This is a genomic window from Streptomyces sp. Root1304 (assembly GCF_001426405.1).
In the GTDB taxonomy this organism is placed as follows: Bacteria; Actinomycetota; Actinomycetes; order Streptomycetales; family Streptomycetaceae; genus Streptomyces.
Map to the genome: position 1 here is coordinate 1,000,112 of NZ_LMEP01000001.1, position 26,179 is coordinate 1,026,290.

At 72.3% G+C, this 26,179-nt stretch carries 30 protein-coding genes; 12 read left to right on the top strand and 18 right to left on the bottom strand.

What is annotated here, in order from left to right:
- Positions 1-6 precede the first annotated feature (6 nt).
- The 3 genes from ASD33_RS04645 to ASD33_RS04655 form a co-directional block, all read right to left on the bottom strand.
- On the bottom strand, positions 7-666 hold the full coding sequence (locus tag ASD33_RS04645; protein WP_056553503.1) for a TetR family transcriptional regulator: 660 nt from the start codon (positions 664-666) through the stop codon (positions 7-9).
- 68 nt (positions 667-734) lie between these two features.
- Positions 735-1,979: a GNAT family N-acetyltransferase gene (locus tag ASD33_RS04650; RefSeq protein ID WP_056553506.1), complete on the bottom strand. Its 1,245-nt coding sequence runs from the start codon at positions 1,977-1,979 to the stop codon at positions 735-737.
- Between the two features lie 102 nt (positions 1,980-2,081).
- Positions 2,082-2,702 (bottom strand): hypothetical protein, encoded by a 621-nt coding sequence (locus tag ASD33_RS04655; RefSeq protein ID WP_056553914.1) that lies wholly within the window; start codon positions 2,700-2,702, stop codon positions 2,082-2,084.
- Positions 2,703-2,841: 139 nt separating this feature from the next.
- Between ASD33_RS04655 and dtd the strand changes: the two genes are divergently transcribed.
- The gene (gene dtd / locus ASD33_RS04660) at positions 2,842-3,267 is read left to right on the top strand and encodes a D-aminoacyl-tRNA deacylase (RefSeq protein ID WP_056553509.1); all 426 of its coding nucleotides are present in this window, start codon (positions 2,842-2,844) and stop codon (positions 3,265-3,267) included.
- Positions 3,268-3,298: 31 nt separating this feature from the next.
- Here the strand turns inward: dtd and ASD33_RS04665 are convergent, their stop codons facing one another.
- A complete protein-coding gene (locus ASD33_RS04665) occupies positions 3,299-4,261 on the bottom strand; it encodes a hypothetical protein (RefSeq protein WP_157869993.1) in 963 nt (320 codons plus the stop codon).
- Positions 4,262-4,358: 97 nt separating this feature from the next.
- Positions 4,359-4,784: a peptidase inhibitor family I36 protein gene (locus ASD33_RS04670; RefSeq protein ID WP_056553514.1), complete on the bottom strand. Its 426-nt coding sequence runs from the start codon at positions 4,782-4,784 to the stop codon at positions 4,359-4,361.
- 248 nt (positions 4,785-5,032) lie between these two features.
- Here ASD33_RS04670 and ASD33_RS04675 point away from each other — a divergent pair, with 248 nt between their 5' ends.
- From ASD33_RS04675 to ASD33_RS04690, 4 genes are read left to right on the top strand one after another with little or no spacing between them, the layout of a single operon-like run.
- Positions 5,033-5,527 carry a hypothetical protein gene (locus ASD33_RS04675; RefSeq protein WP_056553516.1) on the top strand — a complete coding sequence of 165 codons (495 nt, stop codon included), beginning with the start codon at positions 5,033-5,035 and terminating at the stop codon, positions 5,525-5,527.
- 6 nt (positions 5,528-5,533) lie between these two features.
- Positions 5,534-7,045, top strand: a complete 1,512-nt coding sequence (locus ASD33_RS04680; RefSeq protein ID WP_199863439.1) for a peptidoglycan-binding protein — start codon at positions 5,534-5,536, stop codon at positions 7,043-7,045.
- Positions 7,045-7,749 carry an ABC transporter ATP-binding protein gene (locus tag ASD33_RS04685; protein ID WP_056553519.1) on the top strand — a complete coding sequence of 235 codons (705 nt, stop codon included), beginning with the start codon at positions 7,045-7,047 and terminating at the stop codon, positions 7,747-7,749. Before ASD33_RS04680 ends, ASD33_RS04685 begins: the two co-directional genes overlap by 1 nt.
- The gene (locus ASD33_RS04690; RefSeq protein ID WP_056553917.1) at positions 7,749-9,017 is read left to right on the top strand and encodes an ABC transporter permease; all 1,269 of its coding nucleotides are present in this window, start codon (positions 7,749-7,751) and stop codon (positions 9,015-9,017) included. The genes ASD33_RS04685 and ASD33_RS04690 overlap by 1 nt, the downstream gene beginning before the upstream one ends.
- A gap of 38 nt (positions 9,018-9,055) precedes the next feature.
- On the opposite strand, the gene ASD33_RS04695 is transcribed toward ASD33_RS04690, so the two are convergent.
- From ASD33_RS04695 to ASD33_RS04720, 6 genes are all read right to left on the bottom strand, one after another.
- Positions 9,056-10,036 carry a folate-binding protein YgfZ gene (locus ASD33_RS04695; protein WP_056553522.1) on the bottom strand — a complete coding sequence of 327 codons (981 nt, stop codon included), beginning with the start codon at positions 10,034-10,036 and terminating at the stop codon, positions 9,056-9,058.
- Positions 10,037-10,068: 32 nt separating this feature from the next.
- Positions 10,069-10,572: a Fur family transcriptional regulator gene (locus ASD33_RS04700; protein ID WP_056553525.1), complete on the bottom strand. Its 504-nt coding sequence runs from the start codon at positions 10,570-10,572 to the stop codon at positions 10,069-10,071.
- A gap of 42 nt (positions 10,573-10,614) precedes the next feature.
- Positions 10,615-11,187, bottom strand: a complete 573-nt coding sequence (locus ASD33_RS04705; protein ID WP_056553528.1) for an FABP family protein — start codon at positions 11,185-11,187, stop codon at positions 10,615-10,617.
- A 257-nt stretch (positions 11,188-11,444) separates the two neighbouring features.
- Positions 11,445-12,368, bottom strand: a complete 924-nt coding sequence (locus ASD33_RS04710) for a hypothetical protein (protein ID WP_242426831.1) — start codon at positions 12,366-12,368, stop codon at positions 11,445-11,447.
- Positions 12,365-13,150, bottom strand: coding sequence for a hypothetical protein (locus ASD33_RS04715; RefSeq protein ID WP_056553531.1), 786 nt, complete (start codon positions 13,148-13,150; stop codon positions 12,365-12,367). The genes ASD33_RS04710 and ASD33_RS04715 overlap by 4 nt, the downstream gene beginning before the upstream one ends.
- The gene (locus tag ASD33_RS04720; protein WP_063991899.1) at positions 13,147-13,893 is read right to left on the bottom strand and encodes a hypothetical protein; all 747 of its coding nucleotides are present in this window, start codon (positions 13,891-13,893) and stop codon (positions 13,147-13,149) included. Before ASD33_RS04720 ends, ASD33_RS04715 begins: the two co-directional genes overlap by 4 nt.
- A 211-nt stretch (positions 13,894-14,104) precedes the next feature.
- Between ASD33_RS04720 and ASD33_RS04725 the strand changes: the two genes are divergently transcribed.
- Positions 14,105-14,470: a DsrE family protein gene (locus ASD33_RS04725; protein WP_056553536.1), complete on the top strand. Its 366-nt coding sequence runs from the start codon at positions 14,105-14,107 to the stop codon at positions 14,468-14,470.
- A gap of 36 nt (positions 14,471-14,506) precedes the next feature.
- On the opposite strand, the gene ASD33_RS04730 is transcribed toward ASD33_RS04725, so the two are convergent.
- The 7 genes from ASD33_RS04730 to ASD33_RS04760 all read right to left on the bottom strand — a co-directional run bounded on the left by ASD33_RS04730 (position 14,507) and on the right by ASD33_RS04760 (position 19,766).
- Entirely contained in the window at positions 14,507-14,830 is a 324-nt protein-coding gene (locus ASD33_RS04730) for a DUF3099 domain-containing protein (RefSeq protein WP_079044538.1), read from the bottom strand.
- 111 nt (positions 14,831-14,941) lie between these two features.
- The gene (locus ASD33_RS04735) at positions 14,942-15,229 is read right to left on the bottom strand and encodes a DUF1416 domain-containing protein (RefSeq protein WP_015035121.1); all 288 of its coding nucleotides are present in this window, start codon (positions 15,227-15,229) and stop codon (positions 14,942-14,944) included.
- Positions 15,230-15,278: 49 nt separating this feature from the next.
- Positions 15,279-16,124, bottom strand: coding sequence for a sulfurtransferase (locus tag ASD33_RS04740; protein WP_056553542.1), 846 nt, complete (start codon positions 16,122-16,124; stop codon positions 15,279-15,281).
- A gap of 464 nt (positions 16,125-16,588) precedes the next feature.
- Positions 16,589-17,275, bottom strand: coding sequence for a DUF2993 domain-containing protein (locus tag ASD33_RS04745; RefSeq protein ID WP_056553545.1), 687 nt, complete (start codon positions 17,273-17,275; stop codon positions 16,589-16,591).
- Positions 17,276-17,413: 138 nt separating this feature from the next.
- A complete protein-coding gene (locus ASD33_RS04750) occupies positions 17,414-18,646 on the bottom strand; it encodes a hypothetical protein (RefSeq protein ID WP_056553548.1) in 1,233 nt (410 codons plus the stop codon).
- 10 nt (positions 18,647-18,656) lie between these two features.
- Positions 18,657-18,911 carry a MoaD/ThiS family protein gene (locus ASD33_RS04755; RefSeq protein ID WP_056553551.1) on the bottom strand — a complete coding sequence of 85 codons (255 nt, stop codon included), beginning with the start codon at positions 18,909-18,911 and terminating at the stop codon, positions 18,657-18,659.
- 45 nt (positions 18,912-18,956) lie between these two features.
- The gene (locus ASD33_RS04760) at positions 18,957-19,766 is read right to left on the bottom strand and encodes an alpha/beta fold hydrolase (protein ID WP_056553554.1); all 810 of its coding nucleotides are present in this window, start codon (positions 19,764-19,766) and stop codon (positions 18,957-18,959) included.
- A gap of 229 nt (positions 19,767-19,995) precedes the next feature.
- Between ASD33_RS04760 and ASD33_RS04765 the strand changes: the two genes are divergently transcribed.
- The 6 genes from ASD33_RS04765 to ASD33_RS04790 all read left to right on the top strand — a co-directional run bounded on the left by ASD33_RS04765 (position 19,996) and on the right by ASD33_RS04790 (position 26,164).
- Positions 19,996-20,823 carry a response regulator transcription factor gene (locus ASD33_RS04765; protein ID WP_056553557.1) on the top strand — a complete coding sequence of 276 codons (828 nt, stop codon included), beginning with the start codon at positions 19,996-19,998 and terminating at the stop codon, positions 20,821-20,823.
- Positions 20,824-20,847: 24 nt separating this feature from the next.
- Positions 20,848-21,873, top strand: coding sequence for a LacI family DNA-binding transcriptional regulator (locus tag ASD33_RS04770; RefSeq protein ID WP_056553560.1), 1,026 nt, complete (start codon positions 20,848-20,850; stop codon positions 21,871-21,873).
- Between the two features lie 193 nt (positions 21,874-22,066).
- Positions 22,067-23,134, top strand: coding sequence for a trypsin-like peptidase domain-containing protein (locus tag ASD33_RS04775; RefSeq protein ID WP_056553564.1), 1,068 nt, complete (start codon positions 22,067-22,069; stop codon positions 23,132-23,134).
- Between the two features lie 44 nt (positions 23,135-23,178).
- Complete coding sequence (locus ASD33_RS04780; RefSeq protein ID WP_056553567.1) at positions 23,179-23,907, top strand: response regulator transcription factor; 729 nt, start codon at positions 23,179-23,181, stop codon at positions 23,905-23,907.
- Complete coding sequence (locus ASD33_RS04785; RefSeq protein ID WP_056553569.1) at positions 23,904-25,295, top strand: HAMP domain-containing sensor histidine kinase; 1,392 nt, start codon at positions 23,904-23,906, stop codon at positions 25,293-25,295. The genes ASD33_RS04780 and ASD33_RS04785 overlap by 4 nt, the downstream gene beginning before the upstream one ends.
- Before the next feature lie 59 nt (positions 25,296-25,354).
- The gene (locus ASD33_RS04790; protein ID WP_056553572.1) at positions 25,355-26,164 is read left to right on the top strand and encodes a hypothetical protein; all 810 of its coding nucleotides are present in this window, start codon (positions 25,355-25,357) and stop codon (positions 26,162-26,164) included.
- Positions 26,165-26,179: the final 15 nt, after the last annotated feature.

Genomic DNA, 26,179 nt, shown 5'->3' on the forward strand with positions numbered 1-26,179 from the left:
GCAGGTTCACGCCCCGTACGGAAGGCCCTCCCGCAGCGCCCGGAAGGCCAGCCCGGCGGCGGCCACCGCGTCCGCCTCCACCTGCCCGGCCGTCTCCCCGGCCGCGATCCGGGCCGTGTTCTCCTCGGCCAGGACGCGGAGCACGGCCACGATCTGACCGGCGGCGAGGCGCGCGCCCAGGGGGTCGCCGCCGAGCGCGCGGGCGAGGGCGACCTCCGACCGCCCCTGGTACGCGTGCATGCGCGCCACCAGGGCCGGGGTGCCGTACAGGAGCCGCAGATACGCGAGGACCGCCGGGTGGTCGCAGAGCCCGGTGACCGGGTCGCGCCGGGAGAGCCCGTCGAGGAGGTGGGAGTGGAGCGCGTCGAGCGGGGCGGTCCCGGCCTGCCGCCCGGCGGTCACCACCCGGGCCGACTCGTCCTCGTGGTCGGCGAACCGGTGCAGGACCAGGTCTTCCTTGGCGGGGAAGTACCGGAAGAGGGTCGGCTTGGAGACCTCGGCGGCGGCGGCCACCTCGGCGACGGAGACGGTGTCGAAGCCCCGCTCCAGGAACAGGGCGACGGCGGCCTCCGACAGGGCCTGCCGGGTCCGCTCCTTCTTCCGCTCCCGCAGACCGGGCGCGCCGGCCGACTCGGCCGGATCAGCCCCACCGGCCCCATCAGCCACAGAGTCCGAGCTCACGGCACACCCCTTTCCACCTGCGGCCCATCCTAGTGAGGCCGCCCGTGCGGGGATCAGAAGATGTCGGGCGAGAAGGCCCGCAGCGGGGTCCGGAACAGCAGCTCGGCACGGCCCGCCGCGCCCGGCGTCAGCTCCTCCACGCGCCCCAGCCGGGAGAGCCGTACCGCCGACTCGTCACCGAAGGCGAGCACCCCCAGCTCGGCGACGTCGAGAGCGAGATCGGCGGACTCGGTCGTACGGGAGCAGGCGACGCCGTCCGGGGAGGCGTCGAGCCGGTAGCGCCCGCCGGCGAATCCGTCGCCGTCCCGGACGTCGAGCACGAGACCGTCCGCCACCGGGTACGTACGGCTCTCCAGGACCCGGACGACGTCCAGGACGCGGACCCACAGCATGTCGGCGTGCGTCACGACCCTCGCGGCGCGCGGGTCGGGCAGGAGCATCGGCAGCGGGTCGTCGGGCGCGCGGAAGCCGGAGCGGACGGTGGTGATCCAGTCGATGGAGCAGACGTAGGTCCAGAGGGCGCGCTCGGCGGCCGGGGTGCAGGCGATCAGGTCGCGCACCTTCGCGGTGTTCACCGGCTGCTTGGCGTCGTCCCACTTCTGGTCGGAGCCGTAGGCCACGTACCCCTCGGCCTCGCCGGACGCGTTGCGGTAGAGCGCGTAGTACGGCTCCGTCCAGGGATCGGTCTGTACGCCGAGGCCCGTGCCGAACTCCCAGTCGCGGGTGCTGCGGTGGGTGACCCCGGCGCGGAGGCCGGCGAGCCGGCGGTGCACCTCGGGGCCGGCCTTGCGGATCTCCGCCGCGTCGGTGAGGTCGATCCGGCCGCCGTCCTCCGGGCGGCCCGAGCGGCGCGGGTCGAGGCCCGCACGGCGCAGGTCCACGCTCCACTCGGTGGCCCAGCTCGCCGGGCCGAAGCCGAAGCGCCCGTAGATCGGGTACTCGGCGGCGATCAGGGTCGCGAGGGCGTCGCCGCGCTCCCGGGCGGCGCCCAGGTCCTCGCCCATCATCCGGCTGAGCAGTCCGCGCCTGCGGTGCGTCGGGGAGACGGTGACCTGGGTGATGGCGTCGGCGGTGAGACTGCCCCCGCCGACCGTGCCGACCTCCTGCCGGAACGAGCGGAAGGTGGCGACGACCCGGTCGCGGTCGAAGGCGGCGCGCGTCCGCGCGAGGTCGGCGTGGGCCAGCCGGTCGGCGGCCTCCTCGTCGGACACGAGGGGCGGACGGAGGAACCCGGTGCGCAGGGCCCGCAGCCAGTCGGGGAACTCGGACTCCGTGACCGTGCGTACGTCGACACTCATCCTTCGACCCTACGCACGGGCCGGTGACGACCGCACCCGACTTTTCCCGGCCCGCGTACGGGCGGACGGGCACCCCGCCCGCACCCCGCCCGCCGCGCGGACTCAGGCCAGCAGGTCGTCGACCTGCGCCTCGCCCTCGCGGTAGCGGCGGGCGATCTCCGCGCTGCATTCGTCGGCGGTCCGCTGGAGGTGCTGCCGGCGCCGCGAGATCTGCTGCTCGTACCCGGCGAGCCGACCCATCCCCGCGTGCAGCTCGTCGTCCGTGCGGGCCGTCAGGTCCGACAGCTCGACCTCGGACAGCATCTCGGCCGCGAGCCGCCGGTACTCCTCACTGCGCGGCGTCGACAGGGTCACGTGCCGGGCCGAGCTGCGGTGCCGCGAGGGCACGTCGGCGAGGATCTCGGAGAGCCGGTCCAGGACCGGGGCCTCCGGATCGGTCCGCCGGGCCAGCTCGGCCCGGAGGATGTCGATCCGGCCCTGGAGCATCCGGCGTACGTAGCTCAGGTCGGCCTCGTCGCTCTGGGCGTCCCGGCGCAGCGCGCGCAGTTCGGGCAGCCGCAGCGCGCCGAGGTCGGGTTCGGCCCGGTCCGGCAGGGCGGGTTCGGAGGTCCGCTGCACGGGTGGGCGCGTGACGGGGCCGGCGCCCGGTCCACCGCCCCGGGTTCCGGAGCGGATCAGCGGTACGGGGCCGGACGGCGTCGGCCCGGTGCCAGGTGCACTCATGAGAATCGTCCCCTCGACCGGTGCGGAGCCGCACCGCCTGACACGCATGGTGCCACTCCTGTGCGCGCGCGTGCAGGCGCTCTGCACCCGTTCGGCCCCTCATCCGTCGGACTGGGAGCGGATCGGTAGGTTGGGGCGTATGCGTGCAGTGGTGCAGAGGGTGGACGGCGCGAGCGTCGTCGTCGCAGGGGAGACCGTCGGTGAGATCACCGGGGAGGGCTTGTGCGTGCTCGTGGGGGTGACCCACGACGACACCCCGGAGAAGGCCGCCCAATTGGCCAGAAAGCTCTGGTCCGTCCGGGTACTGGACGGCGAGAAGTCGTGCTCGGACGTGAACGCGCCGCTGCTCGTCGTCTCCCAGTTCACCCTCTACGGAGACGCCCGCAAGGGCCGCCGCCCCACCTGGAACGCGGCGGCCCCCGGCCCGGTCGCCGAACCCCTCGTGGACGAGGTGGTGGCCCGCCTCCGCGAACTGGGCGCCCACGTGGAAACGGGCCGCTTCGGAGCGGACATGCGCGTCTCCCTCACGAACCACGGCCCGTTCACGGTACTGATCGAGGTGTGACGCGACGGTTCACCGGACGACCGCCGGCCGGTCAGCCGGTCAGCGCCGCGGCCGTGCGCAGCCGCTCGTCGAGCTGGTCCTTGACAAGCTTCAGCGTTTCAGCGTTCTGCTCGGCCGCGCGCTGCTCATAGGCGGAGAGGACCGAGTAGTGGACACCGAGCAGGTTCACCTGCCGCTTGCAGCGCACGTCGGTCTTGGCGGCGGTGATCGCCTCGGCGCTCGACCGGCGGTCTCCGAGACCGAGCTCGTCGGCCGCATCGTGGGGGTCGGTCACCTTGTAGCCCGACTTCGCCATACAGGCGGACCAGCTCTTGTCCACGGCGCGGACCCGTGAGTCCTCACGGTACTCGGAGTCGGCGCGATTCCGGAGGTTGAACACGTAGAGCAGGTCGACGCTGTCAGGCCGGGGCGCATACAGCTTGAGGTACGACTCACGGGTGCAGCCACCGGCCGGAGGACGGCGGTCGCCGGCCTTGCCCGCCCCGGCGGCCTGCTGCTCGGCCTCCTGCTGGCTGTTCGGCAGCTTCGCGGGGTCGAGGTCGGGTTCGCCGAGCAGGGCGATTTCCTCGGGGCGAGTCAGTCCGAGCCCCTTGACGCGCTTCTGCGGAGCACGCGCCGCACTCGGATTGGCGTAGCCGTACCGCTCGGCGGTACGGGGATCACCGACGCCGAACCGTCGCGACACACTCTCCGGCCGCTCGGGTGAACGTTCTTCACCGCCCCGATAGGTGAAGCCAAAGCGGGCCATACACCGCGCGATCAGCACACTCTGAGCCCGTCCCAACGTGCGCTGCTGCTCATCGCTCGCCTCGAAGACGTCCAGCGGGAACTTGAGCACCGTCGCCTCCGCCATGACGGGCACGACGGCCACTTGCGGCTCGGCCCGGTTCGCGCCGGGGGTCTCCTCGGCGCCGGAACATCCGGTGAGCGGGCCGGCGACGCACAGAAGGGCTACCCAGGGCAGGGCACGACGGCGTAGGGATGACGAAAACATGTGGTCCTCAACGGTTCGGGGAGGGACGCCGCATGGCGGCCGTCGCACCGGGGTCACCGGTACGACGGCCGCCATGGGCCCGTCGGATCGCGCGGAATCAGTGCGCGTCGTACGGGTACGCCGACGAGATCTTGTTCTTGAACGTGTCGGTGGCGGTGCCCTTGTAGCCGGCGGGCAGCGTGCCCTCGGCCCCATCGGCGTTCGCGTCGGTGTAGACCCACCAGGTACCACTGTCGCGGTTGTAGTAGGAGGCCGTGTTGTCGTTGGTCGTCTGGCCGTAGCCGGTGCAGGTGCCTGACACCCTCCAGAACGTGTCCCCCGAGAAGTTGGTGTCGTAGTTGAACAGGTCGAACACGCAGCCGGACTGTCCCGAGTTGTAGTAGAGCCCGAACTCGCCGGCCTCCAGGATGCCGTCGTCAGGCTGCGCCCAGGCGCCAGGAGCCGCGGCAAGGCTGATTCCTGCCATCGCGGTGGCTGCCAGCGCGACACCGGCCAGCCGACGCGCGGTGCTGGTTGCCTTCATGTTTCCCCACCCTCATCAGATTCCTCTGGGACCTCAACAGCCCCCCAGACTCGCTGAATTGAAACTCAGTTCGATCCCGAGTGTCCACGTGTTTAACTGATCATTCACCTGTGCGATGATCGCCGTGGGGGTGGCTCCGTGGTTGTTGCCGGAGCCGTCGGTTACGGGGGTCACCGGGCCGTCGCGCGTCGTCGCGAAGCGGCCCCCCTTTCGCCTTCCCGACCACTGGGGGTCTTCCTGTGTCTGCCGTGCGTACGGCATCGCGCCACGTCATCCGCGTCACCGCCGTCCTGATGCTCGGCGCGCTCACACTGGGTTGCTCCGAGGACGGGACCCCCAGCGCGAACCGCAGCGGCGCCCCCAGCCAGGAGGAGACCACCTACTTCCGCTGCCTGGAGAAGCAGGGCCTCGTCCTGGAGGAGCTGGAGGACTCCCGGCTGCGCGTGGACAAGGATGCCCCGGCCAATTCCACCGAAAAGCAACTGCGCGCCCAGGAGTCCTGCCGGGATCTGATCCCGAAGGAGGAAGCGCCCGAGGCCACCGAGGAACAACTCGCCAAGGCCCGCGAGTTCAGCGCCTGCGTACGCGCCCAGGGGATCACCGACTACCCGGACCCCGACCCGAAGACCGGCGAGACGCGCATCTCCGAGAAGACCGGCAACGGTGACAGGGAAGCACTCCGCGCCGCCCAGCGCGCCTGCGGCCCCGGCGCCGACGGCGACAGCGACAACCTGGGCGGCTGAGCCCTCATGTCACAGGAACGGACCGCACCGGCCGCCGGAGTGCCGAACGGCGCCGCGCGTCGCCGACGCTGGGCGCTGGCCATCGCCGGCGCCGCCGTCGTGGTGTCGGTCGGCGGCGTCCTGGCCGCCGGCACCATCAAGTCCCCGGCGCAGGCCGCCGCGGATGCCCGTCCTCCCAAGGCGCAGGCCCTCACCTCACCCGTCGAGCACCGTGTGCTCATCTCCTCCGTCATCACCCGTGGCCAAGTGAAGGCGACCCAGTCCCTCCAGGTGAAGCCCCAGATCACGGGCGCCGAAGGCTCGGTCGCTCCGGTGGTGACCCGCCTCCCCCTTCGTCAGGGCGACGCGGTACGCCGGGGCGCCGTGCTCGTGGAGGTCAGCGGACGCCCCGTCATCGCTCTTCAGGGCACGCTGCCCTCGTACCGCGACCTGCGGCCGGGCGCGACAGGCGCAGACGTACGACAGCTGCAGCACGCCCTCACGCTCCTCGGGCACGACACCGGCGGTGATCGGCAGGGCGTTTTCGGCACCGGCACGAAGAACGCGCTCACCGCGCTGTACACCGGCCTCGGCTACGAGCCCCTCCCCGCCCGGACGGATGCCGCCACCGCCCTCAAGTCCGCCCGGGAGGCGGTGAAGCAGGCACAACGCAGATGGGAGGACGCCCGAGCCGCCGCGAGCAGGACTGACAAAGGCACAAGCACCAGCGGAAGCGACGGCGCCAAGGGCGAAGACTCCGGAACCAATTCCGGCACCGCGGGCTCACGGACCGAACTGCACCGCGCCGCCGAAGACCTCGACGCCGCCCGCACCGAGTTGTCCGAGACCGAGGCGTCCGCCGGCCCCATGCTCCCCGCCGGCGAAGTCGTCTACCTCTCCGGCTTCCCGGGGCGGCTCGACTCGGTACGGGGCAGCGTCGGCAGCGAAGCCTCCGAGGCCTCGCTGACCGTCTCGGCCGGCAGGCTCCTCGTCCAGTCGTACGTCCCCGAGTACCAGAAGGGGCTGCTCCGCCGCGGCCAGCGCGTCGAGATCTACTCCGAGACCACCGGAGTGACCGCCACGGCCCGTGTCTCCTCCGTGGCGTCCGAGCCCGTTGCCCCCGCGCAGCCCGCGGCGGACGGTACCCAGACCGGTGACGAGAACACCGGCTACCTGGTCGAGATCGTTCCGGACAAGCCCCTCGACGAACGCCTGACCGGCCAGGACGTACGGCTCACCATCGAAGCGGCCTCAACGGGACGCAAAGCCCTCGTGGTTCCCGTCACCGCCCTCAGCTCCGGTGCCGACGGCAGGACGACGGTGACCGTGGTCGCCCCGTCGGGCGACCGGCGGCGCGTCGAGGTGCGTCCGGGTACGGCAGGTGACGGCTTCGTCGCCGTCACCCCCGTCGGCGACGGGCGACTGACAGCGGGGGATCCCGTCGTCACCGGTGTCGGCCGCTCCGCCGCCGGGGACGTGCCCGGCGCGGGGGCAGCGGGAGCAACCACGGGTGGCGACGGGGGCGGCGGAACACCGTGATGCTCGACGCATCCGCCGTGATCGAGCTGCGAGCCGTCGGACTGACCTACCCCGGCCCGCCCGCCGTGCATGCGCTCCAGCCGTGCGACCTCTCCGTCCTCCGGGGAGCCTTCGTCACCGTCGTGGGCCCCTCCGGCTCGGGGAAGTCGACGTTCCTCAACATCCTGGGGCTGCTCGACGCCCCCTCCACCGGCACCTACCTCCTCGACGGGATCGACATCGGCGGCCTCCGGGACGCCGAACGGACCGCCCTGCGGGGCCGTCGGCTGGGCTTCGTCTTCCAGTCGTTCCACCTGCTGCCGCATCGCAGCGCCCTGGAGAACGTGGCACTCGCCATGGTCTACGACGGAACGCCCCGCCGCGAGCGCACCGCCCGGGCCCTCACCGTCCTCGAACGCGTCGGCTTGGAGAACCGCGCCCACGCCCTGCCGACCACCCTCTCCGGCGGCGAGCGCCAGCGCGTCGCCATCGCCCGCGCCCTCGTCGGCCGTCCGTCGGTCCTGCTGTGCGACGAACCCACCGGAAACCTGGACAGCGTCAACGCCGGCTCGGTCCTGGCCCTGCTGCGGGAACTGAACGAGGACGGCATGACGATCGTCATGATCACCCATGACCCCGAGGTCGCCGCCCATGGCGGGCGCACCCTGACGATCCGCGACGGAGTCCTCGACGAGGCGGACCGCACGACGGGAGGAAGGCTGTGATCCCCCGCCGCTTCCGTCGTCGCCCGCCCGCCGTACGCCTGTCCGTCTTCAGCACCGGGGACCTGCTCTCCGAGGCGCTCACCGGCATCCTCCGGCGCCCCGCCCGCTCGGTTCTGACAGCCCTGGGGACGGTGCTCGGCGTGGGCTCCTTCGTCGCGATCCTCGGCCTCACCGCCACCGCGTCATCCCAGATCGACGCGCGTTTCAACGCGCTGGCGGCGACCGAGGTCACCGTCCGCGACGTGTCCCGCGAACAGAACGAGTTCGCAGGACCCGGATTCCCCGCCGACGCCGACGAACGGGTCGAGCGTCTCCCGGGCGTACGGCATGCCGGCGTGTACTGGAGCGTGGAACTGCCGCCCGGTGACGGCGTCGGCGCGGCCCTGGTGAGCGGTTCGGGCGGCGGGAGCGGTCCGGGCAGTGGCACGGACGGCGGCCGGGTTCAGGTCGTCGCAGCCTCGCCCGGAGTGCTCTCCGCCGCCTCGGTCTCGCTCGTAGAGGGGCGCGTCTACGACGACTTCGCCGCGAACGGCGTACAGCCCGTCGCGGTCCTCGGGCGGAGTGTCGCCGAGCGTCTCGGCATCACCACGCTGGAGACGCGCCCCGCCGTCTTCATCGGGGACCAGCCGTTCACGGTGGCGGGCATCATCGGCGGCACCGAGCGGAAGACGGATCTGCTGCTCTCGGTGATCGTGCCGCCGAAGACGGCCGAGCGGATGTGGGGACGGCCGCGTGACGGTGCGTCGATGCTGATCTCCACCGACCTCGGAGCGGCTCCGCAGATCGCCGAACAGGTGCCGACTGCGCTGCGTCCGGACCACCCGGAGTATCTGAAGGCGGTTCCTCCACCCGACCCCCGCGCGCTGCGTGGCGGTGTCAGCGGTGACCTCGGGCAGCTCTTCCTCGTCCTCGCCGCGATCTGTCTGGTCATCGGCGCCGTGGGCATCGCAAACACCACTCTGGTCGCGGTGCTCGAACGGACGGGCGAGATCGGACTCCGGCGCGCCCTGGGCGCGCGCGGACGGCACGTCATGAGCCAGTTCCTCGCGGAGTCCGGCGTACTCGGCACGTTCGGAGGGCTGGTCGGCACCTCGTTGGGTGTCCTGACAGTGGTGATCGTAGCCGTCGTACGGGCGTGGACGCCGGTCGTCCACCCGCTCACGGTCGCCGCCGCCCCGGCGATCGGCCTGCTCACCGGACTCGTCGCCGGGCTGTACCCGGCCTGGCGGGCCGCCCGTATCCAGCCCGCCGAAGCGCTACGACGCTGAGCGTGCCGGACGAGGACGTATCGCCCCCCCGGCCCGTCCTACGGCTCGACCACCGTCTCCTGTGCCGCCGCCGTCGTCCCCGCGATCAGGGGGGCGTCCACCGGGACGTTGCGCTTCACCAGGGCGAGGGCGATCGGGCCCAGTTCGTGGTGGCGGACCGCCGTCGTCACGAAGCCGAGCTGGCGGCCCTCCTCGCCGTCGGAGGCCAGCCGGAGCGGCGTGCCGTGGGCCGGCAGCAGGACCTCGCTGCCGTCCAGGTGCAGGAAGACCAGGCGGCGCGGCGGCTTCCCCAGGTTCTGCACCCGGGCGACGGTCTCCTGGCCCCGGTAGCAGCCCTTCTGCAGGTGGACGGCGCTGCCGATGAGGCCGACCTCGTGCGGGATGGTCCGGTGGTCGGTCTCGAAGCCGAGCCGGGGGCGGTGCGCCTCGACGCGCAGCGCCTCGTACGCCAGGATGCCCGCGGCCGGCCCGTGGGAGGCGGCGAAGGACTCCAGGTCGGCGCGGGGCAGGAACAGGTCACGGCCGTGCGGGGTCTCCCGTACGACGGCGCCCTCGGGCACCTCGGCGATGGAGCCGGCCGGGAGGTGGACGACGGCGATGTCCTCCGTACGGTCGGCGACCTCGACGCGGTAGAAGAACTTCATCGACTCCAGGTACGCGACGAGTTCCTCCCGCGTCCCCGGCTCGACGTGCGCCCACAGCGTCTCGCCGTCGTCGACGAGGTACAGGGCGTGCTCGATGTGCCCGTTCGCGGACAGGACCAGCGCCTCGGTGGCCCGGCCGGGCGCCAGGTCCGTCATGTACTGGGTGACGAGCAGGTGCAGCCAGCTCAGCCGGTCGTCACCGGTCACGGCGACGACACCGCGGTGCGAGAGGTCGACGAAACCGTGTCCGTCGGCGAGGGAGCGCTGCTCGCGGAAGAGGTCGCCGTAGTGCGCGGCGACACCTTCGTCGCGGCCTTCGGCGGCGACGGCACCGGGCAGGGACAGGAGCGGGCTGATCGTTGAATGTCGCTGCATGAGAAAAGCCTACGACTCCGCGGGGCGGTCCTTCAGGGCGCGGTCCCCGTCGCTCCGGACGCGGTCTCCCCGTCCGGCCGGGCGCGGTCCCCGTCCTCCGGGGCGCGCTCCTGGGCCGCCTTCTTCGTACAGTCCGCGCAGCGGCCGAAGATCGCGAAGTGCTTCATGTCCGTCTCGAAGCCGAAGGTCTCCCGGAGCTTCCCGGTGAACTCGGCGGCCACCTCGACGTCCGCCTCGATCACCCCGGAGCAGTCCCGGCACACCAGGTGCAGATGGTGGTGCCGGTCGGCGAGGTGGTACGTCGGGGCCCCGTGCCCCAGATGGGCGTGACTCACCAGCCCGAGCTCCTCCAGGAGCTCCAGGGTCCGGTACACGGTGGAGATGTTCACGCCGGAGGCCGTCCTGCGGACCTCCACGAGGATCTCGTCGGGCGTCGCGTGCTCCAGCGCGTCGACGGCCTCCAGGACGAGCTGACGCTGCGGCGTCAGCCGGTATCCGCGCTGCCGCAGGTCGCTTTTCCAGTCGGTGCTCACCACGCCCCCCAGTGTAGGAGGGCGCGGCGCGCCGACCCGGACTTCCTAGCGGAAGAAGGCGATGCCGTCGTCCGGCATGTCGGGAAGGTTGCGGGCCATCTCCGCGACCTCTTCCGGCGTGACGACCTTCTTCAGGTGCGCCGACATGTACGGCCGCAGCGGGACCTCGGGGGTCGCCTTCTCGCCCACCCACATGAGGTCGCTCTTGACGTAGCCGTAGAGGCGCTTGCCGCCGGAGTACGGGCCCGAGGCCGCCGTCCGGGCGACGGCGTCCGTCGCGAGGTCGATCTGCGGCTTCTGGTCGGCGAGCTCGCCGTACCAGATCTCGACGATGCCCTGGTCGCGGACCATCACGATCTCGACCTTGCGGTCCTTGTCGATCCGCCAGTACCCGCTCTCGCTCTCCAGCGGGCGGACCTTGTTGCCCTCCTCGTCCAGGACCCAGGAGTGGGACGTGTACTCGAGGAAGTCACGGCCGTCGTGGCTGAACGTCACGGACTGGCCGAAGTTGCACTTCTCGGCGCCGGGGAAGTCGGAGACGCCCGCGCCCTCCCACGTGCCGAGCAGGAACGCGAGGGGGACGAGGCCCGGGTTGAGGTCGGAGGGGATCTCGATCATGAGCGGCTCTGGCGTTCTCTAGGAAGTGGTTGGCGGGAAGTGGATCAGCGCTGGCCCTGGTACAGCTTCTTCACGGCCAGACCGGTGAAGGCGAGCACGCCGACGCAGACCAGGACCAGCAGTGCTTCGAAGAAAAAGATCACGGGGTGCTCCTCGACTGAGCGGTGAAGGCGGAACGGGCCGGACCCCAGCTTAGTGGGCGGGGGCCCGGCCCACTCGGTGAGGTGGGTCTAGCAGGTGGGTCCGCCGGAGTACGGCTAGCCGAGCAGCTGGTTCTGCAGGGTGACCGTCTGCTGGAACGGGACGCCGAGCGCCTCGCCCTTACGGGTCTGGGTGATCAGCGCGAGGGTGTCGCCTGCCTGGACGTAGGCCCAGCGGACCTGCTCGGGACCGTAGGGCTTCTTCTCCCGGAAGGCGTACGCGCGCGTGTCCGGCACCTCGATGTCGTCCGCGAAGGTCTCCGGGACGACGTTCTCGACCCCGTCCGGCAGTGCCTTCGGGCCGTCCGTCGCGTCCACCTCCAGGGCCACGTCCTGGTACGACTGGGCATACGCGACGGAGCTGAACCGGAGCAGATGGACGGTGGTCCGGGTGCCGTCCGGGGTCGTCCACCCGCGCGCGGCGATGTGCCGCAGGGTGGAGTCCGCCAGGCTCTGCCGGAGCTCGCCGCGGAACTCCTTCCCGTACAGGGAGAGGTACGCCTCCGTGGACACGAACCCGCCGTCCAGCTTCGGGTCGGGCGTCGCCCCGGCCGGCGCGGGCAGCAGCAGCTCGCGCACGTCCGCGTAGTGGATCTCGCCGTTGTTGGCCGCGGTGAACGGGCGGGGCCGGTCGGCCGGCAGCGCCGGGAGACGGAGCCGCGGGTACTCCCAGCGGCCGTCGTTCTCGGTCGCGAGCCCGGGGACCTCGCTCCGGTCGAGCCCGGTGATTCCCAGGGCCGTACCCGCGCCGACGCCGCCGCACACCACGACGGCGGCCGTCCACCGGGCGACGGCCCACAGCACCCGCCGGGCCCGCCGGGGGGCGACGGCGGGGGCGGGAGCGGCATCGGGAGCTGCTGCTGCGGCGTCCACGACCGTCTCGGCGGCGGGCTCCACCGCGTCGGCGACCGTCTCCGCCACCTCGGTCGTCCCGGCCGTCTCGATCTCCTCGGGCGCCTGCTTCGTCGACTGCTCGGTCATACGTACTCCCCCGGGGACTCGATGTGGCGGATCTGCTTCTCGACGAGGACCGCCACGGCCTTGGTGTCGAGGGGCGGGATGCCGTACGCCGTGACGGAGACCATGACCTCGCCGTCGTACGCCACGCAGATCACCGCCCGGAGCTCGGGCGTCCGCACCTCACCGTCCTGCTCGGGCTTCTGGGGCTCGGGGCTCAGGTGGCAGAAGGCGTTCTTCGCGTGGCCCTCGATCTTCGGGCCCTTGTCCAGGTCCAGGAGCTCGGCCAGGTCCTTGCGGATCCCGAAGAACTTCCGGACCGCCTTCTTGTCCTTCATCCGCAGGATGGACACCTCCGCCTGGAGGCTGTTGTCGACCCGGGCGTACGAGCGGACCGCCATGCCCTGGATGCCGAGCGCGTCGACCGCCTTCTCGTACGTGCGGCGCTCCTTTCCGTAGACGCCCTTGCCGCTCTTCTTGAAGAGGGCCGCGGCCGCCTTGGCGCCCAGTTCGTCGTCGTTGCCGTACCCGGCGAGGTCGGCGCCGAGCACGTAGCCGTCCGGCACGGGCAGCAGGAGCCTGCTCATCGGCGTGGAGGCGCGGCCCTTGTCGACGGCGGCCGCCGGGTCCTCGGGGGTGGCGGTCGCGGTGGGCGTCCCCCACGCCACGGTGGGCGCCGTGCGGTCGGCTCCGTCGACGGTGGTGGCGGTGTACGCGACCCCGCCGCCCACGGCCCCGAGCACCAGCACGGCGGTCAGCACGTTCTTCAGGAGGCGGCGAGCCCGGCCCCCGGACTTCTCGGTCACAGACGCCCCAGCTGTCGCTCGGCCAGGGAACGGATCTCGTTCCCGGAGATCTTCCGCGTGTCGGACATGATGATGGTGATGGCGATGTCACCGCGCTGGATGAAGGCGCGGGCCTGGTAGGAGTCCAGGTAGCCGGCCCTGCGCTCCACCGGGAAGACGAAATAGCGCCCGTTCCCCGAGCCCTTCACCGGCTCACCGATGGAATCGGACCTGGTCCGGCCCATGGCGATGGTCTGCTGGCGCCGCACGTGTTCGTACGCGCCCATGCCGGCGCTCGGCCGGTACTGGGCGAGTTCGATCTTGACCCAGCGGTTCTCGCCCGACCGCCACACGCGGCTGACGGTCCGCCGGATCTCCTGTTCGAGCTGGTACTCCAGCGCCGAGTCGGGCTGGGTGAAGTCGTTGGCGTACTCGATCAGCGACTGCCAGCCGTCCTCACCGTCCGCCCGCGCCCCCGCCGGCCTCGGCAGCAGCAGCTTCCGCAGGTCCCCCTGCGCCTTCGCCTGGAGGTCCTCCTTCGCCGACAGTGCCTCCGGCTCCTGTCCCTTCGGGAGGGGCTTCGCCGGGTATGCCAGGCCCGGCTGGTTCAGCGCGGGCAGGGCCGTCGGTTCGCGGTCGGCCTGGATGCCGTAGCCGACGGCCGTGCCGCCGACGAGGCCGAGGACGGCGGCGACGGCGATCAGGCCGACCGTGCGGAGGGCGCGGCGGCGCGGCCGTGCGGGCTCCGGTGTGTCCGGGGACACATCCGGTGCCGGGCCCGGCGAAGCGACCGGAGGCGCGGTTTCCGTCGCCGGCTCCGGGGTCGGCGGTGGTGCCGTATCCGTATTTTGGATACTTTCTTCGATGCTCAAGAGTCCCCCCACGAGACCTGAAGCGCGGATTCCGTCATCCGCGCACCCAGCTGACACATGAGGGGCGCGGGGGGTTGCACCGCCGCGCATTACAGTTCGGCATATGGCGAAGAAGCTCGTGATCAAGGTGACCGCCGGGGCCGACGCCCCCGAACGCTGCTCCCAGGCCTTCACGGTGGCCGCCGTCGCCGCCGCCAGCGGTGTCGAGGTGTCGCTCTGGCTGACCGGCGAGTCCTCGTGGTTCGCCCTCCCGGGCCGGGCGGCGGAGTTCGAGCTGCCGCACGCCGCGCCGCTGCCGGACCTGATCGACTCGATCCTGGCGGCCGGGGGCCGGGCCACGGTGTGCACCCAGTGCGCGGCGCGCCGTGACATCGAGGAGAAGGACCTCCTGGAGGGCTTCCGCATCGCCGGCGCGCAGGTCTTCGTCCAGGAGGCCATGGCCGACGAGACCCAGGCCCTCGTCTACTGACGTTCCGGCCGCCCCTCGGTCCGGGTCAGCCGACCCTCAGCGCTCGCGGGGGCGTTTCTTGCCGTCGAGTTCGTCCCACCACTCGTCCGACTTCGGGTCCCCCGAGGGGTCGTCCCACCAGCGGTCCTCGGGGCCCCGCCGGTTCGCGACCATCGCGGCGACCGGGGGGATGACCATGGCCACCACGCACATGCCGATCGCCACCGGCATCGAGAAGAGCCGCACGACGGCCCAGGCGCCCACGAACAGGACCAGGCAGGCGCCCATCATCCAGAAGTAGACGTGCCGACGGCGTGCGTACACACCTTCAGCGTACGACCGGGGACGCCGCCCGTCACCGGCAGGAGACCGGACGGGAATCCGGCGGGGGCGGGCGGAAGCGGGCAGACCGAAGGGCCGTGCCTCTAGTCCTGGAAATGGCGTCCAACCCCCCAGGAGGCACGGCCCTTCGGCCGGTTCAACGGTGCGGGATCACACCGCGATGGCGACCTCGGCGAGGCCACCGTGCTGCGCCACGACCTGGCGGTCGGCGGTGCCGCCGGGGACCAGGGCGCGGACGGTCCACGTGCCCTCGGCCGCGTAGAAACGGAACTGGCCGGTGGCGGAGGTCGGGACCTCGGCCGTGAACTCGCCGGTCGAGTCCAGGAGGCGGACGTAACCGGTGACGGGCTGGCCGTCCTTGGTCACGAAGCCCTGGATGGTGGTCTCACCGGGCTTGATCGTCGAGGCGTCGGGGCCGCCGGGCTGCGCTCCACACATGTCGTTCTGTCCTTACGGTCGAGGGGTCCGGAGGAGGGAGGGTCCGGGGTTACTTGTTGGCGCCGAGCTCGATCGGCACGCCGACGAGGGAGCCGTACTCGGTCCACGAGCCGTCGTAGTTCTTGACGTTCGTGACCTCGAGCAGCTCGTGGAGGACGAACCAGGTGAGCGCGGAGCGCTCGCCGATGCGGCAGTAGGCGATGGTGTCCTTCGCCAGGTCGACCTGCTCGGCCTCGTAGAGGGCCTTGAGCTCGTCGTCCGACTTGAAGGTGCCGTCGTCGTTGGCGTTCTTCGACCACGGGATGTTGCGGGCGCTCGGCACGTGGCCGGGGCGCTGCGACTGCTCCTGCGGGAGGTGCGCCGGGGCGAGCAGCTTGCCGGAGAACTCGTCGGGCGAGCGGACGTCGACCAGGTTCTGGGCGCCGATCGCGGCCACGACGTCGTCGCGGAAGGCGCGGATCGAGTTGTCCAGGGCCTGGGCCTTGTACGCGGTGGCCGGGCGGGCCGGGATCTCGGAGCCGTCGACCAGGTCGCGGGAGTCGAGCTCCCACTTCTTGCGGCCGCCGTCGAGGAGCTTCACGTCCTGGTGGCCGTAGAGCTTGAAGTACCAGTAGGCGTACGAGGCGAACCAGTTGTTGTTGCCGCCGTAGAGGACGACCGTGGTGTCGTTCGCGATGCCCTTGGCCGAGAGGAGCTTCTCGAAGCCCTCCTGGTCGATGAAGTCGCGGCGGACCGGGTCCTGGAGGTCCTTCGTCCAGTCGATCCGGATGGCGTTGCGGATGTGGTTCTTCTCGTAGGCCGAGGTGTCCTCGTCGACCTCGACCAGGGCGACCTGCGGGTTGTCGAGGTTGGCCTCGACCCAGTCCGCGTCGACCAGGACGTCGCTGCGAGCCATGCTGTTCTCCTCCGGGGCAGTGTGCGGCGGTGTGGTGCGGGTGTGGCTGCGTACGCGGCGTCGCGTGCATGAGGGACGTGCGTGACGGACATGCGTACGGCTTGCACGGGGCGGCCCCGACCTCGGTCGGAGGGCCTGAGGAATACGGGAGTGGTGGGTCCCGCTCAGACGGAACGACAGAGCATGGCGGCGACGCGGCACAGGTCTACTGCCCGCCGCTTCGTGAGATCCGCCTGTCGCTTCATGCCCTCGATCGTAGGGACGGACAGGCGGCCGTGTCACCGGCGTGTCGTATTTTGAGACGCGATCGTCCGAGATGTGAGACGCGATCACCGTACGGGTCGGCTCCGGACGCCTCCGTACCGAGGCGTCCGGTTCCGTTTCTGCGGATCGGACAGCTGCGTCTCAGCATGTGACCAACGAGTACGTACGGGGGTGTCCGGGCCCCCTGGAGGCACCGGGCCTCAGCCCGCCAGGACGATGTCCTTGCCGGTCACGGTCACCGCCAGGCCCTCGGGGCGCGGCTCGACCTTCTCCACCTTCATGCCGGCTATGTCGCCGATCGGGCGCTCGAAGTCGGTCCGGGCGCGGACCAGGTCCTCGATGCCGGGGATGCCCTCGCCGGGCACCTCGTCGGCGCGCACCTTGAGGGTGTCGCCGTTCACCACGGTCACCGTCGAGGTGACCGTCTTCGTCAGCGTCCGGCCCATGATCTTCACGCCGCCGGTGACCTTCACCTTGCCGTTCCCGCCGTAGGCGACGGTGGCCTCCCGGTCGGAGGCCGCCGTGAGGTCCGCGTACGAGACGAGGGCCGTCCCGGTCGCGGAACCCGCCTTCGCGCCCGACCAGTCGCCGGTCACGGTGACGTCCTTCAGCGCCACGGTCAGCTCCCCGACCCGGATGCGCTTGTCGCCCGCCGTCGCCCGGACGCCGGAGGCCTTCACCTCGACCTCGTCGAGGTGCTTGCCCGCCACCTGGGTGAGGAAGGGGAAGCCCTTGATGTCGACCTCTATGGAGTCGCTGTCCACGGCGGCGAGCTTCACCCGCCCCGCCGCCTCGTCCTCGGCCCACGCCACGGCCAGCCGGTCGATCCCCACCAGGACCCCGCCCAGCACGACGGCCACGATCAACAGAATCCGCAGTGCTCGCATGGGTAGTGCGTCCCCCCGATGGAAGTGGATATGCGTTCGGCCCCCCGACACGAAGATCGACGTGCCGAGGGGCCGGTTGGTTCCCGCGCCCCGCCCGGATCAGGGTCCGGTCAGGGCCGCTTCAGGGCCGTGTCGGGGTCAGGCCAGGGCCCGGCCCAGCAGGTAGACGGCGGGCGCCGCGGCCGTCAGCGGCAGCGCGACCCCGGCCGTCATGTGCACGAAGCGCGACGGGTAGTCGTAGCTCGCCACCCGCAGGCCGACCAGCGCGCAGACCCCAGCCCCGAGGCCCAGCAGCGCCCCGGAGGCGCCCAGGCCGGTGAGGCCGCCGGCCGCGGTCCCCGCGCCCGCGGAGGCGAGCAGCGCGACGGCCACGGAGACGGCGCCGGGCAGCGGCAGCGCCCGCGCGAGGACGGCGGCGGCGACCGCGATCCCGCCGACGACCACCGCGTCGGGGTCGGCGCCGAGGTGCCCGGTGGCGACGACGGTGAGCGCCGCCGAGGCGATGGTGGCCATCAGGCCGTACATCCGCTCGTCCGGGTCGGCGTGGCTGCGCAGCTGGAGGACCAGGCAGAGCAGCACCCAGACGCCGAGGGTGCCGAGGATCGCGGCGGCCGCGTGCTCCCGGCCGGTGGCGAGCAGGGCCGCGTCGGCGGCGAGGCCGCCGGCGAAGGCCAGCGCGATGCCCTGCCGGGCGGGCCACATGCCGTTGAGCCGGAACCAGCCGGCGGCGGTGACGGCCTGGAGCAGGACGAGCGGGACGAGCAGCCCGTACGTGCCGAGCGCGGCGCCGCCGGCGAGCAGCAGCCCGAGCAGGGCGGTCAGCGCGGCCGGCTGCATGCCGGGCTCGATGACCGGGGACCGGCCCTCGGCCCGCGCGCGCTGGGCGTCGGTGATCCGGGTGTTCCCGGAGGTGGTGGGCGAGGACCAGCCGGGACCGGCCTCGGCCCCGACGGCGGGAGCCTGCACCGGAGCGGGAGCCTGCACCGGAGCCGGAGCGGGAGCGGCGGAAACCGGCGGCTGCGGCTCGGCGTAGTACGCCTGCTGCGGCTGCGACTCGTACCCCTGGTGCTGCTGGTACGCCTGAGGCTCGGCGTACGACTGATGCTGGGGCTGGGCCTGCGGCTGCTCGTACGGCTGCTGGTACCCCTCCTGCGGCGCGTATCCCTGCGGCGCGTGTCCCTGCTGCCCGCCCTGCGCCCGCGCCGCCCGCACCTCGTCGTACGAGACGGCCGGCTGGTACGTGGTGTCCCAGGTCTGGCCCTCCCACGTCTGGGTGACGTCGGCGGCCTGCGGCGCCTGCGGTACGTGCTGTCCCTGCCCGTTCGCGTACGGGTCGTACTGCTGACCGCCGTAGTACTGGTCATTGCTCATGCTGTGGGGTTCACCCTCCTGCGAACGGGGGGAGCACCTCGACGGTGCCGCCCTCGGCAAGCCGTACCGTCTCATGGCTCCGGGTCCCGACGGGGTCGCCGTCGACCAGGAACGAGCACCGCCGGAGGACCTGGACCAGCTCGCCCGGGTGCTTCGCGCGGACCGCGTCGAGCGCCTCCGCCAGGTGCTCGGCGGTGTACGGCTCCTCCGCGACACCGGCGGCGGCCTTGGCCGCGGCCCAGTAGCGGATGGTTCCCGCTGCCATAGCGGCGCTCCCTTCGTTCGTGTGCGCGCCGCCCCCCATGATGGGCTATGCGCGCGTGAGCCAGTCCCCGAGCCGGGCGAGCAGCTCGTCCCCGGCCGCGTTCTCGGCGTGGCCCATGCCCCGCTCCAGCCACAGTTCCGCGTCGGAGGCCCCGGCGAGCATCCGCGGGTGGTCGAGCGGGAAGTACGGGTCCCGGTCGCCGTGCACGACCAGCAGCGGCGTCGGCGCGATCAGCGGCGCCGCGGCCACCGGCGAGAGCGGTACGGGGTCCCAGGCGCGGCTGTCGATCCGGGTGCGGAGCCCGTACCGCCCGACGAGGCGGCCCGCCGGGCGGGTGACCACCCAGTGGAGGCGGCGCATCGGGGCCGTCCCCCGGTAGTACCAGCGGGCCGGCGCGGAGACGGCGGCCACCCGGTCGGCGCGCCCCGGCCCCTCCCGGTCCAGCGCGGCGTGGCGCAGGACCACGGACCCGCCCATGGAGAAGCCGACCGTCGCCACGCGCGCGTGGCCGAGCTCACGGGCCCAGCGGACGGCGGCGGACAGGTCGAGGACCTCCCGGTCGCCGACGGTCGAACGGCCGCCGGAGCCGCCGTGGCCGCGGAAGGAGAAGGTCACGACCGCGGCGGCGCCCCGCTCCGCGAAGGCGCGCGCGGCACGCCGGACGGCGGGCCGGTCGGCCGACCCGGTGAACCCGTGGGCGACGACGACGGCCGTATCGGTGACACTGGCCCGGGACGGTTCGTAAACCGCCTCGATCCGGACATCGTCATCCGTACGCAACATGGCCCGCCGGGAGCCGGAAGTGATCAGAGAGACATCCGCCATATGAAATCCGCCCTCTCCCTCTGAACTCATGTGGGCTATTCTCCTGTGCAGAGGATCCGGGCGACGCAGCCCCCGGGTCCTTTTGCGTTTTCCGACCGTTGTTACGGACGGATGAACAAAAGCTCTCAGGGCGCGAGAGCCGGCAAAGAGCTGTACGGAACGACGTACGAAGCAGTGCCACGTCCTCGCAGGGACCGAGGAGGAACCGAACGATGAGCGAGCGAACGAAGCACGACCGACCGGTGGCAGGAGGAGCACGATGAGCTCCCTGCTGCTCCTGACCAACGCCCTCCAGCCTTCCACCGAGGTGCTCCCCGCCCTCGGTCTGCTGCTCCACAGCGTCCGGGTCGCCCCGGCGGAGGGCCCCGCCCTCGTGGACACCCCCGGCGCGGACGTGATCCTCGTGGACGGGCGGCGCGACCTCCCGCAGGTGCGCTCCCTCTGTCAGCTGCTGCGCTCCACCGGGCTCGGCAGTCCGCTGATCCTCGTCGTCACCGAGGGCGGCCTCGCCGCCGTCACCGCCGACTGGGGCATCGACGACGTCCTCCTCGACACCGCGGGTCCGGCCGAGGTCGAGGCGCGGCTGCGGCTCGCGACCGGCCGCCGGCAGATCGTCGCGGACGACTCCCCCATGGAGATCCGCAACGGCGACCTGTCGGTCGACGAGGCGACGTACAGCGCGAAGCTCAAGGGCAGGGTCCTCGACCTGACCTTCAAGGAGTTCGAGCTCCTGAAGTACCTGGCGCAGCACCCCGGGCGGGTCTTCACCCGCGCGCAGCTCCTCCAGGAGGTGTGGGGGTACGACTACTTCGGCGGCACCCGGACGGTGGACGTCCACGTACGGCGGCTGCGGGCCAAGCTGGGCCCGGAGCACGAGTCGCTCATCGGCACCGTCCGTAACGTCGGCTACCGCTTCGTCACCCCCGAGAAGGTCGAGCGGGCCGCCGAGGAGGCCCGTGCGAAGGAGGAGGCCCGCGCGAAGGAAGGGGCCAGGGCGGGCGCCGGCGTCAAGGACGCCACGGTCGACCCCACCCGTTCGGAGGACAGGAACGTGGCGGATGCCACAGTGCGACCTGCCGGTAGGTAGGTCACCCCGCGTAGACTGCCGCGCGTGGCCAAGGTGACGCGGGATGACGTAGCTCGACTGGCAGGTACATCGACCGCGGTCGTGAGCTACGTCATCAACAACGGACCCCGGCCGGTCGCCCCGGCCACGCGCGAGCGTGTCCTCGCCGCGATCAAGGAACTGGGCTACCGCCCCGACCGGGTCGCCCAGGCCATGGCGTCACGGCGCACGGACCTCATAGGCATGATCGTCCCCGACGCCCGGCAGCCGTTCTTCGCCGAGATGGCGCACGCCGTCGAACAGGCCGCCGCCGAGCGCGGGAAGATGGTCCTCGTCGGGAACTCCGACTACCGCACCGAGCGCGAGGTCCACTACCTGCGCGCGTTCCTCGGCATGCGGGTGTCCGGACTGATCCTGGTCAGCCAGGGCATGAGCGAGCAGGCCGCGAGCGAGATCGAGGCCTGGGACGCGCGCGTGGTGCTGCTCCACGAGCGGCCCGAGGCGATGGACGACGTCGCCGTCGTCACCGACGACATCGGCGGCGCCCAGCTCGCCACCCGTCACCTCCTGGAGCACGGTCACCCGTACGTGGCGTGCCTCGGCGGCGTCCCGAACACCCCGGCCGTCGGCGACCCCGTCGCCGACCACGTCGAGGGCTGGCGGCGCGCCATGCTGGAGGCGGGCCGGTCGGTCGAGGGACGGCTCTTCGAGGCCCCGTACAACCGTTACGACGCCTACCAGGTGGCCCTGAAGCTGCTCTCCGGGCCCGACCGACCGCCGGCCATCTTCTGCTCCACCGACGACCAGGCCTTCGGTGTGCTCAGGGCGGCGCGCGAGCTGCGCATCGAGGTGCCCTCGGAGCTGGCGGTCGCGGGCTTCGACGACGTCAAGGAGGCGGCGCTCACCGACCCGCCGCTGACGACGATCTCCTCGGACCGGCCGGCGATGGCGCGGGCGGCCGTGGACCTGGTCCTGGACGACTCGCTCCGGGTGGCGGGCTCGCGCCGCGAGCGCGTGAAGCTGTTCCCCTCGGGTCTGGTCGTCCGCCGCTCGTGCGGCTGCCACGAGTAGCGGCACGCGAGGGCTGCCCCGGGCAGCCGCGCGGGACCCGTCCGCATCAGCCGCGCGGCTCCCGTCTTCACCGCCGCGGCTCCCGTCTTCACCGCCGCGCGGCACCCGCCTTTACATCGGGCATACAGGGTTCTGTCGGGCTTCTCACCCGGTCCTCAGACGGCTCTCATCTACGGATCCGAGAGTCGTACCCATGACGGACTTCCAGCAGCAGCCGCAGCAGCCTCACCACCCGCCGAGGCCGCCGTACGATCCGACGCAGCCGATCACGACCGAGCCGGGCACCACGGTGTGGCCGTCCGGCGGGCACGTGCCGCCGCCGGTGGGACCCCCCGTCGCCGCCCCGGCAGGCGGCGCCCCCGGTGCCCGGCGCCGCGCCAAGCGCGGGGTCGGCCTCCTGGTCGCCGTGGCCATCGCGGCCGCCGCGGTCGGCGGCGGTACGGCGACGCTGGTCCAGCAGCTCACCTCCGACACCCCCGCCACCGCCTCCACCGCCGTGAGCGGCACCAACGTCTCTGCCCGCGACACCGGCACGGTCGCCGGGGTCGCCCAGGCGGTCTCCCCGTCGATCGTCGAGATCTCCGCGGCCTCGAACGCCGGCAAGTCCACCGGCTCGGGCGTGATCATCACCTCCGACGGCGAGATCGTCACCAACAACCACGTGATCTCCGGGGCCTCCGAGATCACCGTGCAGCTCAGCGACGGGAAGTCCTACCCGGCCTCGGTCGTCGGCACCGACCCCGACAAGGACCTGGCGCTGATCAAACTGCGGGGCGCCTCCGGCCTCAAGACCGCCACCCTCGGCTCCTCGAAGGACGTCAGGGTCGGCGACGAGGTCGTCGCCATCGGCTCCCCCGAGGGCCTGACCGGGACCGTCACCAGCGGCATCGTCTCCGCCCTCGACCGGGACGTGACCGTCGCCAAGGACGAGAGCGGCCAGGACCAGCAGCAGGGGCAGGGGCAGCAGTACGACCCGCGGCAGGGCTGGCCGTTCGAGTTCGGCGGCCGGCAGTTCAACGGCGACACCGGCTCGTCGAAGACGACGTACAAGGCGATCCAGACCGACGCCTCGCTCAATCCGGGGAATTCCGGCGGCGCGCTGATCAATATGAACGGCGAGATCATCGGAATCAATTCGGCCATGTATTCGCCCAGTTCTTCGAGCGGTTCGACGGCCGGCAGCGTCGGTCTCGGATTCGCGATCCCGGTCGACACCGTGAAGGCCGACCTGGACGGTCTGCGGGCGGGCGGCGGCAACTGAACGCCGTACCCGCCGGTGAACGGGCCGCGTGCGACGCTGAGCCCATGACCGACCAGCGACACGAAGCCGAACGCATCCTCATCGTCGACGACGAGCCCGCCGTACGGGAGGCCCTGCGCCGCAGCCTCGCCTTCGAGGGGTACGGGACGCAGGACGCCGTCGACGGCCTGGACGCGCTCGCCCGGATGGAGTCGTACGCCCCCGACCTCGTCGTCCTCGACGTCCAGATGCCCCGGATGGACGGGCTGACGGCGGCCCGCCGCATCCGGGCCTCCGGCTCCACCGTGCCGATCCTGATGCTGACCGCCCGCGACACCGTCGGCGACCGCGTCACCGGACTCGACGCGGGCGCGGACGACTACCTCGTGAAGCCCTTCGAGCTGGACGAGCTGTTCGCCCGGATCAGGGCGCTGCTGCGGCGCAGCTCGTACGCCTCCGCCCGGTCCGGCGGCCCGGCCGACGCCGACGTGCTGTCCTTCGAGGACCTGCGGATGGACCTGGCCACCCGCGAGGTGACCCGGGGCGGGCGGACGGTCGAGCTGACCCGGACCGAGTTCACGCTCCTGGAGATGTTCCTCGCGCACCCGCGCCAGGTCCTCACCCGCGAGCAGATCCTCAAGGCGGTGTGGGGCTTCGACTTCGAACCGAGCTCGAACTCGCTGGACGTGTACGTGATGTACCTGCGGCGCAAGACGGAGGCCGGCGGCGAGCCGCGCCTCGTGCACACGGTGCGGGGCGTCGGGTACGCGCTGCGCGGAGGAGGCGGGGAGTGACCGGTCCCCTGACGTGGTTCCGTTCCCGGCCGCTGCGCTCGCGGCTCGCGCTGCTCACGGCGGTCGCGGTGGCGGTCGCGGTGGCGGCGGTGTCGCTGGCCTGCTGGTTCGTCACCCGGGCGCAGCTGGAAGCCGAGATGGACTCCTCGCTGCGCGGCACCCGGCTCGACCCGAACGGGGTGCAGAGCCTCCTCTCGCTGTGCCGGCAGGGCACGACGCCGCCGCCGGTGGCGGGCTCGTACACCGTGCAGGTGATCCTCGCCAACGGCAGCGTGTGCACCTCCGGCAAGGCCGCGATCCCGGCCGGAGCCGGTGACCTCGCGGTGGCGCGGGGGCAGCTGGAGTACGTCCTGCACACCGTCAAGGACGACGCCGGGCGGGAGATGCGGGTCTACACCTACCCGCAGGAGGGACCGATCGGGCTCGCGGTCTCCGTCGCCCGGCCCCTCGACGAGATCGACAACTCGATGTCCACCCTGCGCTGGGTGCTGTTCCTGGTCTCCGGGATCGGCGTCGTCGGCGCGGGCGCGGCCGGGCTCTGGGTCGCGCGGACCGGTCTGGAGCCGGTGAACCGGCTGACCGGGGCCGTCGAGCACGTGGCCGCGACCGAGGACCTGACCGTCCGCATCCCGGTGGAGGGCGAGGACGAGATCGCCCGGCTGTCCCGCTCGTTCAACGCGATGACGGCGGCGCTCGCGACCTCCCGGGACCGGCAGGCGCAGCTCATCGCGGACGCCGGCCACGAACTCCGTACGCCCCTCACCTCGCTGCGCACCAACGTCGAGCTGCTCGCGCGCAGCGAGGAGACCGGCCGGGCGATCCCGCCGGAGGACCGGCGGGCCCTGATGGCCTCGGTGAAGGCGCAGATGACGGAGCTGGCCGCGCTGATCGGCGACCTCCAGGAACTGGCCCGCCCGGACACGGCCGAACCGGGGCCGCTCGCCGTGGTCCCCTTCCACACGATCCTGCGGACGGCCCTGGACCGGGCGCGGCTGCGCGGCCCGGAGCTGACCTTCGTCACGGACCTGGCGCCCTGGTACGTACGGGCGGACGCGGCGGCCCTGGAACGGGCGCTGGTCAACGTCCTGGACAACGCGGTGAAGTTCTCGCCGCCCCGGGGCACGGTCGAGGTGACCCTGATGCGCGGCGAACTCACGGTCCGCGACGAGGGCCCCGGCATCCCCCCGGACGAACTCCCGCACGTCTTCGAACGCTTCTGGCGCTCCCCCTCGGCCCGCAGCCTCCCGGGCTCGGGCCTGGGCCTGTCGATCGTGGCCCGCACGATCCACCACGCGGGCGGCACGGTGACCCTGGCCCCGGCGACGTCCGGCGGGACGGTGGCGACGGTACGACTGCCGGGGGCACCGACACCGCCACCGGAGCACTGAGGCGCCGGCGGGGGCGGATATCGGGGGCGCCCGGCGGCCGTACCGGGGAGGGTGTCGGCATGGACGAACGCGGCCTCGCCCCCGACGGAACGATCGCGCGCGAAGGCGCCCTGGAGCGGGTGGCCCCGGCGTTCGCGCCGGCCGTCGAGGCCGCCCGCGCACGGATCGCGGCGGTGTTCGGGCCGGACCGCCTGCACAGCGCCTATCTGTACGGCAGTGTTCCGCGCGGCACCGCGATCCCCGGCGTCTCCGACCTCGACCTGCAGCTGGCCCTCCACCGGGAGCCCACGGCGGCCGACCGCGCCGACGCGCGCGCCGTCGAGGCGGGGCTCGACCGCGACTTCCCCGAGGTCGACGGCGTCGGCTTCCTGCTGTCCGGCACCGGGTCGCTGCTCAGCGAGGCCGAACGCCATGACGCGGGCTTCTTCCTCGCCTGCCTCTGCACCCCGCTGCTCGGCCCCGACCTCGCCGCCGGGCTGCCCCCGTACCGGCCGACCTCGCTCCTCGCCCGTGAGACCAACGGCGACCTCGCCCGGCTGCTCCCGGGCTGGCGGGCCCGCGCCGACGTGGGCACCGACCCGCGCGCCCTGGGGCGGAGGGTCGGCCGCCGCCTGGTCCGTACCGGCTTCACCCTGGTCATGCCGCGCTGGGGCGGCTGGACCAGCGATCTCGACCGGTCGGCGGAGGTGTTCGGCGGCTACTACCCGGAGCGCGCGGCGCAGATGCGGCTCGCGGTGACGACGGGCCGGGCGACCGCGCCCGATCCGGCCGTCCTGGACGTGCTCGTCGACGAGCTGGGGCCCTGGCTGGCGGCCGAGTACACGGCGGTGCACGGCGAGAAGACGCCGAGGGCCGGGCAGCCGGCCTGAGCCGGGCGCGGCTCC